The sequence below is a fragment of the Mediterranea sp. An20 genome (assembly GCF_002160055.1).
Classification (GTDB): Bacteria; Bacteroidota; Bacteroidia; order Bacteroidales; family Bacteroidaceae; genus Bacteroides; species Bacteroides avicola.
Genome location: NZ_NFJV01000025.1, coordinates 21,034 through 38,029 on the forward strand (window position 1 = coordinate 21,034; position 16,996 = coordinate 38,029).

The 16,996-nt window shown below is 51.3% G+C and carries 13 protein-coding genes and 2 pseudogenes; 13 read left to right on the forward strand and 2 right to left on the reverse strand.

Annotated features, from left to right (window positions below):
• The first annotated feature begins 31 nt into the window (after positions 1-31).
• From B5F34_RS13100 to B5F34_RS13125, 6 genes are all read left to right on the forward strand, one after another.
• Positions 32-1,399, forward strand: a complete 1,368-nt coding sequence (locus B5F34_RS13100; RefSeq protein WP_087339838.1) for a hypothetical protein — start codon at positions 32-34, stop codon at positions 1,397-1,399.
• Complete coding sequence (locus B5F34_RS13105; RefSeq protein ID WP_087339841.1) at positions 1,396-2,856, forward strand: glycosyltransferase; 1,461 nt, start codon at positions 1,396-1,398, stop codon at positions 2,854-2,856. The genes B5F34_RS13100 and B5F34_RS13105 overlap by 4 nt, the downstream gene beginning before the upstream one ends.
• Entirely contained in the window at positions 2,853-5,816 is a 2,964-nt protein-coding gene (locus B5F34_RS13110; protein WP_087339844.1) for a tetratricopeptide repeat protein, read from the forward strand. Before B5F34_RS13105 ends, B5F34_RS13110 begins: the two co-directional genes overlap by 4 nt.
• Positions 5,791-7,929: a DUF4838 domain-containing protein gene (locus B5F34_RS13115; protein ID WP_239448956.1), complete on the forward strand. Its 2,139-nt coding sequence runs from the start codon at positions 5,791-5,793 to the stop codon at positions 7,927-7,929. Before B5F34_RS13110 ends, B5F34_RS13115 begins: the two co-directional genes overlap by 26 nt.
• A 39-nt stretch (positions 7,930-7,968) precedes the next feature.
• Positions 7,969-8,520 carry a DUF1573 domain-containing protein gene (locus tag B5F34_RS13120; RefSeq protein WP_087339847.1) on the forward strand — a complete coding sequence of 184 codons (552 nt, stop codon included), beginning with the start codon at positions 7,969-7,971 and terminating at the stop codon, positions 8,518-8,520.
• 156 nt (positions 8,521-8,676) lie between these two features.
• A complete protein-coding gene (locus tag B5F34_RS13125) occupies positions 8,677-9,549 on the forward strand; it encodes a hypothetical protein (RefSeq protein ID WP_140393012.1) in 873 nt (290 codons plus the stop codon).
• Positions 9,550-10,082: 533 nt separating this feature from the next.
• On the opposite strand, the pseudogene B5F34_RS13130 reads toward B5F34_RS13125, so the two are convergent.
• Positions 10,083-11,054: pseudogene (locus tag B5F34_RS13130) on the reverse strand (IS3 family transposase); the annotation flags it as partial.
• A gap of 11 nt (positions 11,055-11,065) precedes the next feature.
• Positions 11,066-11,422 carry a hypothetical protein gene (locus B5F34_RS13135; protein WP_087339855.1) on the reverse strand — a complete coding sequence of 119 codons (357 nt, stop codon included), beginning with the start codon at positions 11,420-11,422 and terminating at the stop codon, positions 11,066-11,068.
• 541 nt (positions 11,423-11,963) lie between these two features.
• Here B5F34_RS13135 and B5F34_RS13140 point away from each other — a divergent pair.
• The 7 genes and pseudogenes from B5F34_RS13140 (at position 11,964) to B5F34_RS13165 (ending at position 16,995) form a co-directional block, all read left to right on the forward strand.
• The gene (locus tag B5F34_RS13140; protein WP_087339857.1) at positions 11,964-12,356 is read left to right on the forward strand and encodes a DUF3836 domain-containing protein; all 393 of its coding nucleotides are present in this window, start codon (positions 11,964-11,966) and stop codon (positions 12,354-12,356) included.
• Between the two features lie 337 nt (positions 12,357-12,693).
• Positions 12,694-12,963 carry a hypothetical protein gene (locus B5F34_RS13145; RefSeq protein ID WP_087339860.1) on the forward strand — a complete coding sequence of 90 codons (270 nt, stop codon included), beginning with the start codon at positions 12,694-12,696 and terminating at the stop codon, positions 12,961-12,963.
• Between the two features lie 164 nt (positions 12,964-13,127).
• Complete coding sequence (locus B5F34_RS13150) at positions 13,128-13,589, forward strand: outer membrane beta-barrel protein (RefSeq protein ID WP_239448957.1); 462 nt, start codon at positions 13,128-13,130, stop codon at positions 13,587-13,589.
• Positions 13,590-13,771: 182 nt separating this feature from the next.
• Entirely contained in the window at positions 13,772-14,875 is a 1,104-nt protein-coding gene (ychF, locus tag B5F34_RS13155; RefSeq protein ID WP_087339864.1) for a redox-regulated ATPase YchF, read from the forward strand.
• A 17-nt stretch (positions 14,876-14,892) separates the two neighbouring features.
• A pseudogene (locus B5F34_RS17410) lies at positions 14,893-15,003 on the forward strand (DNA-binding protein); the annotation flags it as partial.
• Positions 15,004-15,094: 91 nt separating this feature from the next.
• Positions 15,095-16,000 carry a ketopantoate reductase family protein gene (locus tag B5F34_RS13160; protein ID WP_087339866.1) on the forward strand — a complete coding sequence of 302 codons (906 nt, stop codon included), beginning with the start codon at positions 15,095-15,097 and terminating at the stop codon, positions 15,998-16,000.
• A gap of 95 nt (positions 16,001-16,095) precedes the next feature.
• On the forward strand, positions 16,096-16,995 hold the full coding sequence (locus B5F34_RS13165) for a prolipoprotein diacylglyceryl transferase (protein WP_087339869.1): 900 nt from the start codon (positions 16,096-16,098) through the stop codon (positions 16,993-16,995).
• The last annotated feature ends 1 nt before the right edge of the window (position 16,996 follow it).

The following is a 16,996-nucleotide window of genomic DNA, read 5'->3' on the forward strand; positions in this document are numbered from 1 at the left end:
CTTACTAACATGTTTATGCACACAGTAGTCCATGAAAAGGAACGGATGTATCATACTCCTGCTGGCAACGGTCTGTACGTTTGCCACGCCTCTTCCTGCGGATGCCTCGTCACCCCATGACACTGCTGCGCAAGAAATGACCGGTGCCTCTTCCGAAGACGAAGATGCCGGAAACGCAGACAGTGACAGCGACAGTGAAGTCTCCCCCCTTGGTAATCGGTACGAGATTTGGGGATGGAACGTACCTTTGTATTATTTCTACCTCTACAAGCACTTGTTTGCAGGCTATCCGTGGGTAGTAAGAGTATCCTACGGAGTGGTGATTGTTTGCTGCCTGGGATTCTTGCTGCTGGTGATTACCATGAGCGTAGACATCTACCTGCGCAGACGAAACCGCAAGAAATACGACGAATTGCGAAAACAATACCTGGAGAAGCTGATTGATGTGTGTCTGGCGAAAACAGAGAACCTGCCGACCGATGAAATCAGCCGCCGTATTGACTATAAGCCCAAGAAATGGAAAAGATGGGAACTGCGCCAATGGACATACATATTCATTGAAGTAAGTACACATACCAATACCCTCAACCCCAACCTGACCAACATCCAGCGTGCCATGCGCCTGGTCGGCATCAATGACTATGTGGAGAAACGACTTGCCGAAGGCAAACAAGCCAACAAAGTGCGGGTCATCCAGGCAGTCAGACTGACCAACATGGAGTTGCCCAACAGCACCATGGCACACCTCCTCAACAATAAGCATGTAAGGCTTCGCCGGGCAGCACGCCTGTATTATATGGGCAACAGCCAAATCGACCCGTTCTATTTCTTCGAACATGCCGACCTGACCCGTTCCGTATTCAGCATCTGGGACAAGATGGAGATGCACGAAGTCTTTTTCAAAATCAATGACGCGGGCAAACCGGTACCCTCTTTCCTGCCGCTCCTCCAGAAAATGGAACACACCGACCTGGTGGCCTTCTTCATAAGGGAAGTAGCTTACTGGGGAAAAGACAACGACATGGAATTCTTGTTCCAATACTTCAACGCGCACGAATTCGCTTACCGTGAGGCAGCATTTGTCAGCATGGGCATACGCAAATTCAAGGCTGGCGAAGAAGGCATGAAGAAAGTCTACCATAAACAGACGGAACAATTGCGACGCTGCATCCTGCACGCACTCTTGGAAATACAATCCGGAAAAAGCATCCCCTTCTTTACGGAAACTTACGAGAAAGCAGCATCCGACTACACCCGGCGTACAGCCTTGCGCTGCCTCTGGCTGTCGGGAGCCAAAGGGCAGACTTCTTTCCTGCGGCTCAAAGCACAGGCAAAGAGGGAAGACCAGCTGCTGTTTCAACACGTGGAAAGTCCCATCATAAATAATGACGCGCCATGAAAGACCTGATATTCTATTTCTACGGATACGCCATTTTCTTCTACTCCATGGGGCTTATCGTTTCGTATGTCATCCTGATGTGGCTGGCCGAAATAGGTATTCTGCGCCGCAAGAATGCCCACCTTACTCCCTACGCCAAATATGTCATAGACAAAAGCCCTTATACTCCCGGTGTGTCTATCATCGCTCCGGCCTACAACGAAGAGCGCACCATCGTCAACAATGCCCGCTCACTGCTGGCACAGGACTATCCCACGTTTGAAGTCATCATCGTGAACGACGGCAGCAAAGACAAGACTTTGGACTTGCTTATCGAAAACTTCCAGCTGGTAGAGGTGCCCTTTGCTTACGTGGAACACATACATACCAAGCCCTACCGGCGCCTGCTGAAATCTACCAATCCGGAATATCACCGCCTCATCGTGGTGGACAAGGAAAACGGAGGCACCAAGGCCGATGCTGTCAATGCAGGACTGAATGCTTCTTCTTATTCCTACTTTATTAATACAGACGTAGACTGTATCTTGGCAAACGATGCCATCCTGCAATGTATCATGCCGTTCCTGGAAGACAACAGTGTCATCGCCGTCAGCGGCATCATGGCCGTATCCAACGGATGCAAGATAGAGAACGGACAGATTGTCAAAGCACGGCCGCCACACATGCCGGCTCCCCTCTTCCAGACCTTGGAATATATGCGCTCGTTCCTGGTAGGAAAAATGGGATGGTCTACCATCAACGCCATGCCGAACGTGTCCGGTGGATACGGACTCTTCGACAAAAAGATTGTCATTGCCGCAGGTGGATACCGCTCAGACTCCTTCGCAGAAGATATGGATATGCTCATACGCATGGTAGGTTACTGCTGCGACTTCAAACGCAAGTACCGCGTGGTACAGATTCCTGCCACTTGTGCCTGGACCGAAGTGCCGAGCAGCGTACGCACACTCTACCGCCAGCGTGTCCGCTGGGGACGAGGCTTGTTACAGACCTTCGTGCGGCACCGTGACTTCCTGCTGAACAAGAATTATAAGAAACTGGGGCTTATCACCATGCCCTACCAGTTCATATTCGAGCTGATTGCTCCCATCATAGAATTCGTAGGATTCATCACGTTCATCTACCAGGCATTTACCGGTGTAGTAAACTGGCCGGCGGCACTCGTCATCTTCTTAGCCATCTACACATTCTGTATCGTGCTGTCGCTGGTAGTCATGTTCTACGACTACATCACGGGAGGTTCCTTCCGCAAGGTCACATCCTACTTCTGGGTGCTGGGGGCAGCTTTATTAGAGCCGTTCCTTTATCATCCGCTTATTGTTTTATTCTCTATCAAAGGATATTTCAACTATCTGGTAAATACCAAGGCGGTATGGGGTGAGATGCGACGGAAAGGCACCGACAAGAAAAAGAAGTCATCACCCGAAATCAATTCAGGAAAGGAGGTGGCAGCATGAAACGGAATGGTTGTCTACTCAGTTTTATAGCTGTATTCATCTGCTTCCTCAGCCTCTATGCAGCCAACGTCGTAACCGACGACGACAGACTCCGTACACCCGACTACTACGAGGTTACTGTACGCGGCATGTTCAAACAGGGCAAATGGGAAGAAGGCAAACAGCTGTTGGACCAAGGATTGGAGAAATTCCCTGAAGTCACCGGCCTGAACGAGCTGAACGGCCAGTACTACTACCAGAAGAAGAACTATGACGAGGCACGGTTCTATCTCATTATCTCCGTACGGGATAATCCCGATAATGTACGTGCCAAACAGTTGCTTATCAAGGTAGAGGAAGAAACCAAGAACTACTCCAGCGCCATCTGCTACGTCAACGAACTGCTGGAAATCAATCCCTATTGGCGGGGACTGTGGAAAAAGAAAATCGGACTGTACCGCCTGCAGGGCAACCATGTGGAGGCTAACCGCCTGCTGAAACGGCTGCACCAGATTTACCCCAACGACACAGCCGTCAGCCGCGAATATGCCTATGGGGTGGAAGAAAACTTCTACCGGCTGTACAAAATCAGAGACCGAGCCGGCTCCATCGACGCCTTGCGCGAACTGGTCGACCTGATGCCGGACAGCACTACTTACTACCTCTATCTGAGCAACCTGCTGCTCCAGCAAGGCAATACCACCGAAGCCCTGGAAGTGATGGGCAAAGGCGTGTCACGACTGCCGGGAAGCACCGACCTCATTACCAAACGGGCAGGAATCCTGGCCGGTGAAGGGCGGTACGCCGAAGCACTGGCATTTGTCAAAGAACGCATGCGGTTCAACCGAAGCAGCCGACTGGCAGCTTTCTACAACGGCCTGATGGCAGAAGCTGCCAACGCTGCCCGCATGAACGACCCATACGTACTCTACGGCAAAGTGTACGAAAATTCCAAGAGTGACGAGGCACTGGATTACATGATGAATACGGCCATTCTGCGCAGGTATGACGAAGATGCACTCTATTACCTGGCTGAAGCCAAAAAGAAACGAGGAGAACTGCCCGGACTGCTTTATAAGGAATATGTGGTCTACCGCCGGATGGGAAATACCGGCAAGGCATACAATGCACTGAAAACGCTATATGACCTGAATCCAACGGACGCAGAGATAGCCAACGAACTGGCTTTGCTACGCATGAACGAAGCCGACAAGCTGATGGCCGACCGTTTCTACGGGGAAGCACTGCCCTACGCCACGGCAGCAGCCAACAGGGCGCAGGATTCTATCATCAGAGCATCTGCCTGGAACAAGGTGTTTGCCTGTAACTATGAGTTAAGACGTTATAACAACGCCTTGGAAGCACTCGACTCCTTGCATGCCAACAACCCGGACGAACCCACTTATCTGGTAAAACTGACCGACGTGTACGGCAAGCTGGGGCGGGGCGATGAGGCATTGCACCTGTTGGCCGATGCCATGCAGGACACCACCAAACTGGGAGAGCGTGCCTTATATGCCTCAGCCTACGAAGAAACGGCTATCCCCTACATCAAGAAACTTATCGAAAAGGGAGCCAGCCACAAGGCGCTGATGGAAAGTGAACGGCTGCTGCAGGTCAACCCGTCTTCTATGGAGGGACTGCAATATGCCATCAACATGTCGGCCCTGCTGGGAAGGCACGACGACTTCGACCGCTACACCGCCTCGGCCCGTGCCATCTATCCGGAAGAGACTGATTTCATCGTGAAACAGGCTACCTCATACTGCCGCCAGAAGCAGTTCCAACGCGCCATCGATCTGGTTCGCCCGAGCCTGGATACCTATCCCGACAATGCAGGACTGGTGGGCGCTTTCTCGGAGAACAGCGAACTGCGCACTTATCAGTTGCTGAAGGAGCACTGCCCGGAAACAGCTCTGGCCGTGGCCGACACAGCCCTGTTGTTCGACGAAAGCAACCCGTCGCTGATGCTGGCCAAGGGAACGGCACATGAGGCGCTGAAACAGTATGACTCGGCTTACGTGTATCAGAGCAAATACAAGCCTGCACCCGAAGAACGACGCAGCCACAGGCGTCACTTGGAAGGACTGCAAAGCCGCTCTTACAAGAATGAGGTGTTCCTGGAATACATGCAGGGACGTTACGGCGAGGAAGACATCATCAACTCCGTGGCAACAGCCGCTTATACCCGCAAGCTGAAGCACGACGACGTCACCGGACGTATCTATTACGCCGGACGCGACGGCAGCGCGGCAGGCGAAGATCCTACCGACCAGGTACCGGGCGGCGTGGGCGTGCAGTTGCAAGGGGAGTGGACACACTACTTTTCGCGCAAGTGGAGTGTAATGGCCAACGCCGCATGGGCCAGCCGCTACTTCCCGCAGATCTCTGCCACCGCACAAGTTACCTATACCACCAACAAGGATGTGGAATGGGATGTACATGCCTCATATCGCAAGATACGCTTCTATGACAAACGCTTTGCCTGGGAACAGCCCGAAGGAGACCCGAATGCCGAAGGATTCTGGGTTTTCGACCACTGGAACGAGACCAAGCACCATCTGGTGAGCGCAGGCATAGGCGCAGCCAAGTCGTGGGACAAGGTGCGTGTCAGCGGCAAGGTAGACGGATTCTTACTCAACAAGAAGCTCTTTGTCAATGCAGCCACGCAAGTGAAGTTCTTCCCCACCAACGACGGACGCACCAATGTCTACTTCACGGGAAGCATAGGCAGCGCACCCGAAGCGGGACTGATTGAATACGCCATGCCCGGAACCTTCAGCAAGATGAACACCATGGTGGGATTAGGAGGCAGCTACATGATAAACAAGAACATCTCGGTAGGGGTGTTAGGAACGTGGAACACCTTCTATAACCAGGTGAACGCACGCGAAGGCGGATATTCTGACTTCATGGATTATCTGGAAACCAGCTACAGAAATTTGTATAATATATATGTACAGTTACAGATACACTTCTAAACCTTGCCGCACAGGCCTGTGCCTCGCCACCCTGTTGCTGATGCTGTTTGCTTCCTGCTCGCGCACAAAGACGCAGGCGGGGAGTTTATATGCCTACGACAGCTACTGCGTGGTATCAGACGGTACAGACGGCGGGGAGCGCTGGGCAGAGTATCTTTATAATCATCTTAACCGTCGCACGGGCCGGACCGGCATTATCCGCCAGGGGGAACCTGCAGGCAAGAACAACTTGCACATTGTGGTAGGCACAGACCCGGACGCCGCACACGCCTATGCCATTGACCGCCACAACAACAGGCTCACACTGACCACCCGCGACAATGAGGCGATGTTGTGGCTGCTTTACCAATTCATGGCAGCGGCCGCACACGACGACAACCGCATCAGTGCCCCCGACCTGCCTCCTGCCATGCTGAACATGAATGAGGCCCAGGCCGGTGACTTTGCGTTTGAATACCGGGGACTTTACACTCCCTCCAATGCTGACAACGAACTGATGCCCATCACTGCATCGCACAACCCCGACTACGACTGGGGGCTGTGGGGACATAACCTGCACAAGCTCTTCGGCGGTGAAGTGCCACAGGATGCACAGGCCCAGGTGAAAGGCAAGCACCTTGCCGACCAGTTCTGCTTCTCGTCGGAAAGGCTGTATCGCACCATAGAGCAGTTTATCCTCGATGAATTCAGCGAAAAGGAAGGGACACGCTTTATGCTCATGCCACAAGACAATGACATCGTATGCACTTGTCTTGCCTGTACCCGCGCCGGCAATACTCCCAAGACGGCCACACCCGCCGTGACCCGGTTGCTGGAACGGCTTGCACAACGCTTCCCGCAGCACTTGTTTTTCACCTCTTCCTACCTGACTACTTTAAACGCACCTGCCAGCCCGTTGCCCGCCAATGCGGGAGTCATGATCAGTGCTATGGACATACCGCTAAAGGCCGACTTCCGTAAAAGCCCACAGGCACGGCGTTTCAAGAAGCTGCTGGAACAATGGAAGAAAGTCACCGCGCGCATCTACGTATGGGATTATATGCGCAACTTCGACGATTACCTGACACCCTACCCTTGCCTCGGACTGATGAAAGACCGCATGCGCCACCTGCGCAGCTTAGGCGTGAAAGGCATCTTCCTGAATGGAAGCGGCAACGACTATACCTCGATGGACGATGTACAGACCTACGTCCTCTCCTGCCTGCTGGTCAATCCGGACTGCTCCACGGACTCATGTGCCGCACATTATCTGCAGCATTTCTATCCCGTAACAGGCGAGATTCTGACGGAACATTACCTGGACTGGGAAGCTGAAGTCCGCCGGGGCAAAGCAACCTTACCATTCTACGGAGGCATAGGCGATGCAGTGGAAGCTTGGTTGGACGAAGAAAAATTCACTGATTTCATCGGGGAATTGGACCGGAAATCAAAGAAAGCCAAGGACGAAGAGCGTACCCGCCTCAACCGTTTGCTCACAGCGTTGCAATTCACGCGCCTGGAACTGATGCGCCGGCCGCAAGGAAAATACGATACCCGCCAGGCAACCGACTGCCTTGAACTGCTGGAAGGACACGAAGCTTTCGACAACATGCAGCATTACCGCGAAGCCAACGGACGGTTGGATATTTACATAGACGGCTGGCGAAAGCTGATGGCAGAAAATGCCACCCCTGCCGACAAACTCAACCAAGTCCAGCTGGCAGCAGGCAGCAAGCTGGACCGGCGATATACCGACCTCAACCTGCTGACCGACGGGAAGTACGCCCTACCCACCGACTATCACACAGGCTGGCTCATCAACTCGGCAAAGCAATTAGTATTGGAGGTGCCCGCAGGCAGCCTGCAAAGCGGCGACTTGCTGGAGTTCTCGTTGCTTTCCGCCCCGCGTTGGCGCATCCTGCTGCCTGCCCACATCGAGATAGGGCAAAAGGGAGAACAACCGGCAGGAAGCGTCACCCCTCCGGCGGCAGAGACAGCCGCCCCTTTCACAAAATACAAAGTGAAATGCAAAGTAGGAAAACTGAAACCGGAATTACCCGTACAGATACGCATCACACAGAGTGGCACACACAAACGGGCCACCCTGGCGATGGATGAAATCGATGTCTTTTGAGAGTAGGTATGCGATATGAGAAGATGGATTAACATAAAAATGTTCGGACTCCTGTTAGCAGCTGTCGGCTGCACGATGCTGACCGGCTGCAAGAAAAAGATTGGCATGACCACGGTGCAAGTGCCCGACTCTATCCGCCACTACTACCCCGTCATTGCAGGGCAGGATCTGGACTTGATTTATGACGTGACCAACACGGGTGATGAGCCTCTCATCATCCGCGACATACAGCCCTCGTGCGGATGCATCGTCACGATGCCGGAATCGCGCATGGTGCTGCCCGAGAAAACGATACGCTTAAAGTTCAAATACCAGAGCGCCAAGAACATTGGATTCGTGCAGCACGTCATACGCATTCACGGCAACATCAAACCGCACGGCATTGCCAAACTGGTGTTCGACGTCAACGTGGTGCCTCACGCCGACTATACACGCGACTACGAAGAGCTGTATAAGGAAGCCGTGGAGCGCAACGAGATGCTGAAGGGACTGGTGGACGGCGAAGAAAACGAACACGGCTATTACGTGGACATCAACAAGGACAGCCGCTCGCATGAGCAGTATCCTTGGAGGGAAGAAAAAGAGAAATAATGAAAAGCAAAAAATAAAAAATGAAAATGTGAAGAACTTAGTCCGTACGCCGCCCAAGGGCGTAATGAATCCGCAACATGGTTGGGACGGGAGCAGTCCAGTCCCGGCTTTATCGAACCAAACTTATGTTTAACTTATTAAAAACAATGTAAGACAATGAAGAAAAATCTTTTATTTTTATTCGCAGCGTCGGCGTTGTTTGCAGCTTGTTCCTCGGATGAACTGCCTAACGGTAATACTCCGGGGGATGGGGAACAGACAACGGAAGAAGTGTATGCTTCCTCTGTGGGCGTAACCACAGAAGAAGGATTAGGCATGCGCGTCGGTGCGTTGAATGACACCAAAGCCGTGACCCGCATCGGCGAAGGCGAAGTATATTTCACGTTAGAAATCCCCGATGATGTTCTCAGCCAATGGGAGTCGTATGTGCTTGAAGCGGATGACTTCGCTATTCGCATTAATGGTGAGTACGTGAAAGTTACTCCTATTAGCGATAGTAATGGAGCCGGATATATGAGTAATAAGATCCAAATCACTGGCGACGATTTGACCATCCAAGTCGAAGGCCTTCAAATCGACTTGCAACCAGCGCTTCAAACGCAGCCCGAAATCACGTTCGAGACCTATCTGTGGATTGAGAACCAAATCCAAGACCCGACCGAGAACGGAATCACGTATGTGGAACGCTTCACATACGCTGACAAGTTGGCTTGGATCGGCCTGAACTCAAGCGATGAAGTCAATGCTGATACCGAAAGAGGCTATGACGTTACACAGATGGTGGCAGATGATAATGGTGCCGTCCTCCACAGCACGATCACTGAGAACCAAAACGAACCCGAATACGGCTATTCAGTGCGCTACAACGTATATCGCGGCCTCCAAGGCAACCCGATTGACGCCGATGGGAACGTGGATGCCGTTGATGGCTTGGGCAACACGCCTTACATCAAGGTCAGCATCCATGTGAACCAGTTGGACAGCGATGTACCAACTGAAGTAATTCCCGTCTACCCTACGGAAGACTAACCCGTATCATCGCCCCTGGATGTACGCCTTTGCGGTGGCGTACGGACTTTTTCGCATAAAGAGAACAGCCTGTTTCAGGCGTTTCCAAACAGAAAAGAGAGCGTGCTACGCGGCATGTTCTCTTTCTTTTTCGCCTGAATGTCCGCACGAAGCTTTGCTTATCCGAAGGAGCTTTGCTTTTTTCACCTATGTCATTACCTGTCCATCTCTGATACGCCCATATCCTTCACGCCTTCACCCCACCCCATCCCTCTGTATATAAGCCCCTTACTGTGAAAGATACATCCTTCACCCCCCTTTAACACAAAATGTGGTTTCCTAATTTAGGTTGACTCGTTTAAGCCTGATTACTACTTTAGGTTTACTCATAAATGTTTATTCCTAATATGAGTTTACCCGTTTTTTCATACACTTTCAAAGTCTTCCTTTGCCAGTTCCATAACGGACAAAGTAGAACTCATCCGTTATCTTGTCAAAATCCGGTGGAGTTCTCTCCCCTCTGATTTTGGGGTGGTCTGTAACGGCATAAGCTGTCACCCACCGTATTCTTGTCCTTGCAAAGATAAACCATTTGTTTGAGTTGGGGATTCAACCCTCTCCATATTTTCCGGTTCAAGATACTTTTCTCTCATTCTCTTCCACTTTTTCTCGATTACTCCAGTCATATTCCTACATTCCAATGGCGTGCACATGTTCAAGCTCATATGAGGGCGTTCCTCATTGTAGAATTTGATCCTTCGCGCCAATGTTTCTCTGACTTGCCGGATTGTGGTAAACCGTTCTCCATGGAGCAGTTCGTTCTTTACAGTGCTGTTGACACGCTCACTGGCGGCGTTTTCCTTCGGATCTCCGTTCTCGGTCATACTCACTTCTATGCCATTGCTCTTAAGTCTTGTGACATAAGCGGCACTGGCGTATTGGGTGCCCCTGTCTGAATGGTGGATCAGTTTCTGCGTACGCCTATGTGCGGTTGTGTCCAGGGCCATATCCAAAGCTTCCAGACAGCCTGCGGTCTCTAACGTGTCGTGAACGGCATAGCCCACAATCTCCTTGTTGTAATCGTCCATGATGATGGAGAGGTAGCAGAATGAGTACTCGTCTTCCGATTTCCATAGGGTGATATAGGTTATGTCACTGACCCATAGCTGGTTCGGACGTGTTAACAAAAGTCCCTTGACCAAATTCGGATACAATGCCAAACCATGTCTGGAATCTGTTGTCCTCGGGGCGCGGACCTTCCCACGGAGCTTGAATCCGTTTGCATACAGGATGAACAGGAAACGGTCGCGGCCGATGCGTATATGGGAACCGTTACGGTTGAACCTGTGCCAGATCTTTCCACATCCTATACCGGGATCGCAGCTACGCGTCTCATTGGCGAACTCAATGGCAATACGCTCTTCCAGAAGTGTCCGGCTCTGGGAGCGCTTACGCTTGTAATAGGCTTGCTTTGTTTTCCCAAGCAGAGAGCAAAGGCCGGAAATGGTATAATCCGGACACTTTGCCGCAAGAGATTCTACTGCTTGGGACCAAAGTTTTTTAGTAACTCAATGCCGTATTGCTCGCTGGCCAGAGAGACCACCTCCTCATATAGGGCGGCCTTGGCCTTGGTCACACGGAGCTCCTCACGCAAACGGGCAAGTTCGGCCTGGGGAGTCTCTTTCTTCTTTTGGATTTCTTGGTTCTGCTGCTTTTCCATTTCTAATAAACTCGGAGATGCAAATTTACGAATCCAACGGTAAAGTGTGACCTCACTGATACGGTATTTTTTGATGGCACCGGCACGGCTTAGCTTACCGGACAACACCTCACATACAATCGAACAACGCTCTGCGTCATTCAGCGCTCTTGTCAATCGATTCTCATTTTTCATTTTTTTATTACATGAACTGTGGCTTGAGGAGTCAACCTATTTCAGGATAACACCGAGGATTTTTCTTTGTCGGGTGAAAGCCGACCTGCATACAACAACTGCCTTCACCCTTTCATCACTCAAGTGAAAGGTTACGATGCTAAAGTGCCATATTACGATGCTCAAACTAAGGGTTACGACGCTCAAACTAAGGGTTACAGACAGGTAAGCGATGCACCCGCATGATTTTATTCTTTTACATACGGGAAGAAACCAAGCGACATCCGGGGATTAACACAGTTTAACCATCAGACAGAAAGCAAAAACTCTCCGCACACAGCCTCCCAAACTGTAGAGCCAAAAGCAAAACAGAATATCCAACGGATATTTATTCTTAATTCGCCGTATCAAAAAGATAGTTACGCAGAAAGCCGGATTTGACATATTGACAATAAATAATCAGATTTTAACTTGCGGATACACAAGAAAGCATTACCTTTGCGCCGCAATTAAGATAAATCAATTGACAAATGACAGCAATCTAAAGAAACAGGAGAATATTATGAACGCTAAAAGTTTTGTAAAAACAATGTGTGCATCAGCACTGATGTTGATAAGCAGCCTTACGCTTTCTGCCGAGAACGAATTACAATTGTTCTACAACGCAGAAGAAGTGAACGGGCAAAAAGTGGCCGAAACCATATACAAAGCAGACGGCGGTTTATTGGCCAACTATATGAAATATCACTACACGTATGACGAGCAAAACCGGCTGACCATGAGCGAAATTCTGGTGTGGAACAAGCATACGAAAGAATGGCAAAAGGACTTATGCATGCGCTACACCTACAAAGATGGAAACATCACGACCGCATCTTATCGGTGGAATCAGCAAAAAGAAGAATACGTGTTGCAACCGGAATCGACGGTAACAATGACCGAATCCATCCAATAAGCCATTGTCCCCCCTCAGGCTGTCCGAAAATCTATCAGCTGCTATCATTCTGTCATGGCGAGCGAAGTCGAGCCATCTCACTAAATCTACAGGAACGTGTCTTGAGATCCCTCGACTGCGCTCGGGATGACAGAATGATAGTGTCGGAAGAGTTCTCGGACAATCTCCCCTCTACTCTCTTAAAAAAAACTCCTAACAATAACCAAAACCCTTTTATAAAAACGTGAATGAAAGTCGGCGTGCGTGAGCATACCGGCTTTTTTTCTTGCCGCAACATGAGGCGTATATGCCGATAAAAGCGTATTTTTGCCACGTAAAAAAAGCAAAACTGATAATAATGAACTACGCCACCGTCTCTTTCCTCAATCTGCTGTGCTACCTGCTGTGGGGAGCATCGCGCTACATGGGCTATACCCGCCTGGTGCATTTCGCCCTGCTGGCAGCCTTCGCTTCGCTTTACTTCACCGTACGCATGCTGCTGTATTACCGGCGACACAAAGCCGAAGCACCGCAAGGCACGGCGTTCCGTATAGGCTTTTCGTTTCTCTGCATCGGCTTCTTCACCGTGTACTACGTGATGGAAAACGTACTCGCAGTACAGGGCTGAGAAGTTAGTTTGCATCAAACACAGAGACACAAAGTCTTGTAACTTTCTGTCGAAATTAGTTACTCCCGCCTGAACAAAAGAACATGCAATTTGTTATAACCAAAAACGGCCCGTTATGGCCAAGGAGATGACAAATTATGTTCAACCCTTAAAAATAGAAAGACATGAAAAAATTATTCTTAGCAATGGCAATGTGTCTGCTGACTGCAGTCGGCATGCAGGCGCAAGATGGTAAATGGGGAATCGGCCTGAACTTGGGTTATGGTACAGACATAGAACAAGGCTTCCTGGGCGGCCGTTTACTGTATGACATCAGCGACCAGTTTGACATAGTGGCTAGCTTTAACCACTATTTCAAAAAGTATGACGTGAAATTCTGGGACATCAATGCAGACTTCCACTGGAATGTCTACCGGGCTCCCGTATTTGAAGTCTATCCGCTGGTAGGTCTCAGCTATTTACATGGTAAGGATGACTTCGATAAAGAAGGCTGGTTCGGCGTCAACCTCGGTGCAGGTATCATGTTCAACCTCACCGACCATTGGAAGCTGGGCGTAGAGGCCAAGGGACAAATCATGAGCAACAGCCAGTTCGTCCCGATGATTTCGGCTATGTACCGCTTCTGAAGAAACACGGGGTCAGACGACCTTTTTTGGAACAGGGCGTGCTTTCGGGCATGCCCTCTTTTTTTGCCCGCTTCCACCCACCAAACGCGAGTAGTAAGCAGATTGCTTGCCACATCAACGATAAATCTGTACCTTTGCACGGACAATCAATCAAGCTAACAACCAAAAAACAACATATAGCTATGGCATTAAAAGCAGGTATCGTAGGACTTCCCAACGTGGGAAAATCCACCCTTTTCAACTGCCTGTCCAGCGCAAAGGCACAGGCAGCCAACTTTCCTTTCTGCACCATCGACGCCCAGATGGGACAGGTATCCGTGCCCGACGAGCGGCTGACCAAACTGGCCGAACTGGTACATCCGGGCCGCATCGTGCCCGCCGTGTGCGACATCGTAGACATCGCCGGACTGGTGAAAGGCGCCAGCAAGGGCGAAGGACTGGGGAACCAGTTCTTGGGTAACATCCGCGAGTGTGACGCCATCATCCACGTGCTGCGCTGTTTCGACAACGGCAACATCGTCCACGTGGACGGTTCGGTAAACCCCGTGCGCGACAAGGAGATTATCGACACCGAACTGCAACTGAAGGACTTAGAGACTGTAGAGAACCGCATCAAGCGCGTCGAGAAGCAGGCAAAGGTCGGCGGCGACAAGCAGGCAAAGACCGAGTACGGCCTCCTGCTGCGCTACAAGGAAGCCCTGGAACAAGGCCTCAGCGCCCGCACCGTCGTGCCGGAGAACGAAGACGAGGAAACCTGCGCCAAGCAAATGTTCCTCCTCACCACCAAACCCGTGCTCTACGTCTGCAACGTGGATGATACTTCCACCGCTACAGGCAACGCATACGTCGAACAGGTGCGCGAAGCCATCAAAGACGAAGATGCCCAACTGATGATTATCTCCGCCCAGACCGAGGCCGACATTGCCGAACTGGAAACCTACGAAGAAAAGCAAATGTTCCTCGAAGACTTGGGCCTGAAGGAAAGCGGCTGCAACCGCCTCATCAAAGCCATCTACAAACTGCTCAACCTGGAGACGTTCATCACCGCCGGCGAAATGGAGGTAAAGGCGTGGACTTATCGCAAGGGTTGGAAAGCACCGCAATGCGCCGGAGTCATCCATACCGACTTCGAGAAAGGTTTCATCCGCGCCGAAGTCATCAAGTACGATGACTATATAAAATATGGTAGCGAAGCCGCTGTACGCGAAGCCGGAAAACTGGCTGTGGAGGGCAAAGACTACGTGGTGCAGGACGGGGACATCATGCACTTCCGGTTCAATGTGTAAAGCGGATATACACAGTCATGAAGGATACCAATGAAATCATCATCTACCAGCCGGAAGAAGCCATAAAACTGAAGGTCCGGCTGGAAGATGAAACCGTGTGGCTGACACAAGCTCAAATGGCCGAACTGCAGGCTGCGAAGCAACAAAACGACAAGCCCCGCCCCCCATCGCCTTCAAGCACTATTAACCATTAATCATTAACCACTAACCACTATAAAAATGAACTATTTAATCGCAGGAACCGGAGGCGTAGGCGGCAGCATCGCCGCCTTCCTGGCACTGGCAGGCAAAGACGTGACCTGCATTGCCCGCGGCGAACACCTGACCGCCATCCGGCAGAACGGTCTGAAGCTGCACAGCGACCTGAAGGGCGAACACACCCTCCACATCCCCGCCTGCACCGCCGAAGAATACCAAGGCAAGGCCGACGTCATCTTCGTTTGTGTGAAAGGCTACTCCGTCGACTCCATCACCGACCTTATCCGGCGGACGGCGAAGCCCGATACGGTGGTTATCCCCATCCTCAACGTCTATGGCACGGGGCCGCGTATCCAACGGTTGGTGCCCGGCGTGACGGTGCTCGACGGTTGCATCTACATCGTGGGCTTCGTCAGCGGCAAAGGGGAAATCACACAGATGGGCAAGATATTCCGCTTGGTATATGGAGCGCACAAAGGGACGGACGTGTCACGCGACACGCTGCTGGCCGTGAAACGTGACCTCGAAGAGAGCGGCATCAAAGCTGATTTGTCCGACGACATCAACCGCGACACGTTTGTCAAATGGTCGTTCATCTCTGCCATGGCAGTAACAGGAGCTTATTACGATGTACCTATGGGTGAGGTGCAGAAACCCGGCGAAATCAGGGATACCTTCATCGGTCTCTCCCGCGAAAGCAACGAATTGGGACGCCGGTTGGGTATCGACCTTCCGACGGACTTAGTGGAATACAACCTGAAAGTCATCGACAAGCTGGACCCGCACAGCACCGCCTCCATGCAGAAAGACCTGGCCCGCGGACACGAGAGTGAGGTGCAAGGCCTGTTGTTCGACTTGATAGACGCGGCTGAAGCACACGGGGTAAACATCCCGACGTACCGCCGCGTGGCAGAGAAATTCAAATAAATGAAGAATAAAGAACGAAGAATATTTTGATAGACATCATGTATATCATTCCTCATTCTTAATTCTCAATTCTTAATTCTCAATTCTCAATTAACATGGACCTTTTACTTTACATCCACTGGAACCCCGACCCGACGTTCTTTCATCTTTTCGGGTTTCCCATCCGCTACTACAGCCTGCTGTGGATAGTGGGCATCGCATGCTCCTACTTCATCGTGCGCCGCGAATACCGCGACCTGAAAATAGGCGATGACAAGTTCGACCCGCTTTTCTTCTACTGCTTCATCGGCATCCTGGTTGGTTGCCGCTTGGGGCACTGTCTGTTCTACCAGCCGGAATACTACCTGTCTGGCATAAAGCCTTTCATCGAGATGTTCATCCCCATCAAATTCCTGCCCGACGGCGGATGGAAATGGACCGGCTATGAAGGTCTGGCGAGTCACGGCGGCACTTTGGGCCTCATCATTGCCCTGTGGCTCTATTGCCGCAAGACGAAGATGCACTTCATGGACGTGCTGGACATCATTGCTGTCGGCACCCCTATCTGCGCCTGCTGCATCCGCTTAGCCAACCTGATGAACTCGGAAATCATCGGCAACCCCACCGATGTGCCTTGGGCCTTCATCTTCGAACGGGTAGACATGACACCACGTCATCCCGGACAGCTGTACGAAGCCATCGCCTACTTCATCTTCTGTCTTGGCATGCTGTATTTCTACCGCCTGGGTCTCAAGACACGCGCCGAGGCAACCATCGGCATGAAGAAGGACGAGGTAGCCGCCCTGCCTGCTGCTTTCCCCCACCGGCGCGGCTTTTACTTCGGACTGTGCCTGACAGAGATATTCCTTTTCCGCTTCTTCATCGAATTCCTCAAGGCCGACCAAGTAGCCTTCGAGCAAGGCATGACGCTGAACATGGGACAGTGGCTCAGCATCCCGTTCGTAGCCATCGGGATATATTGCATGTTCTTCTACGGGAAGAAGATAAAGGCTTGAC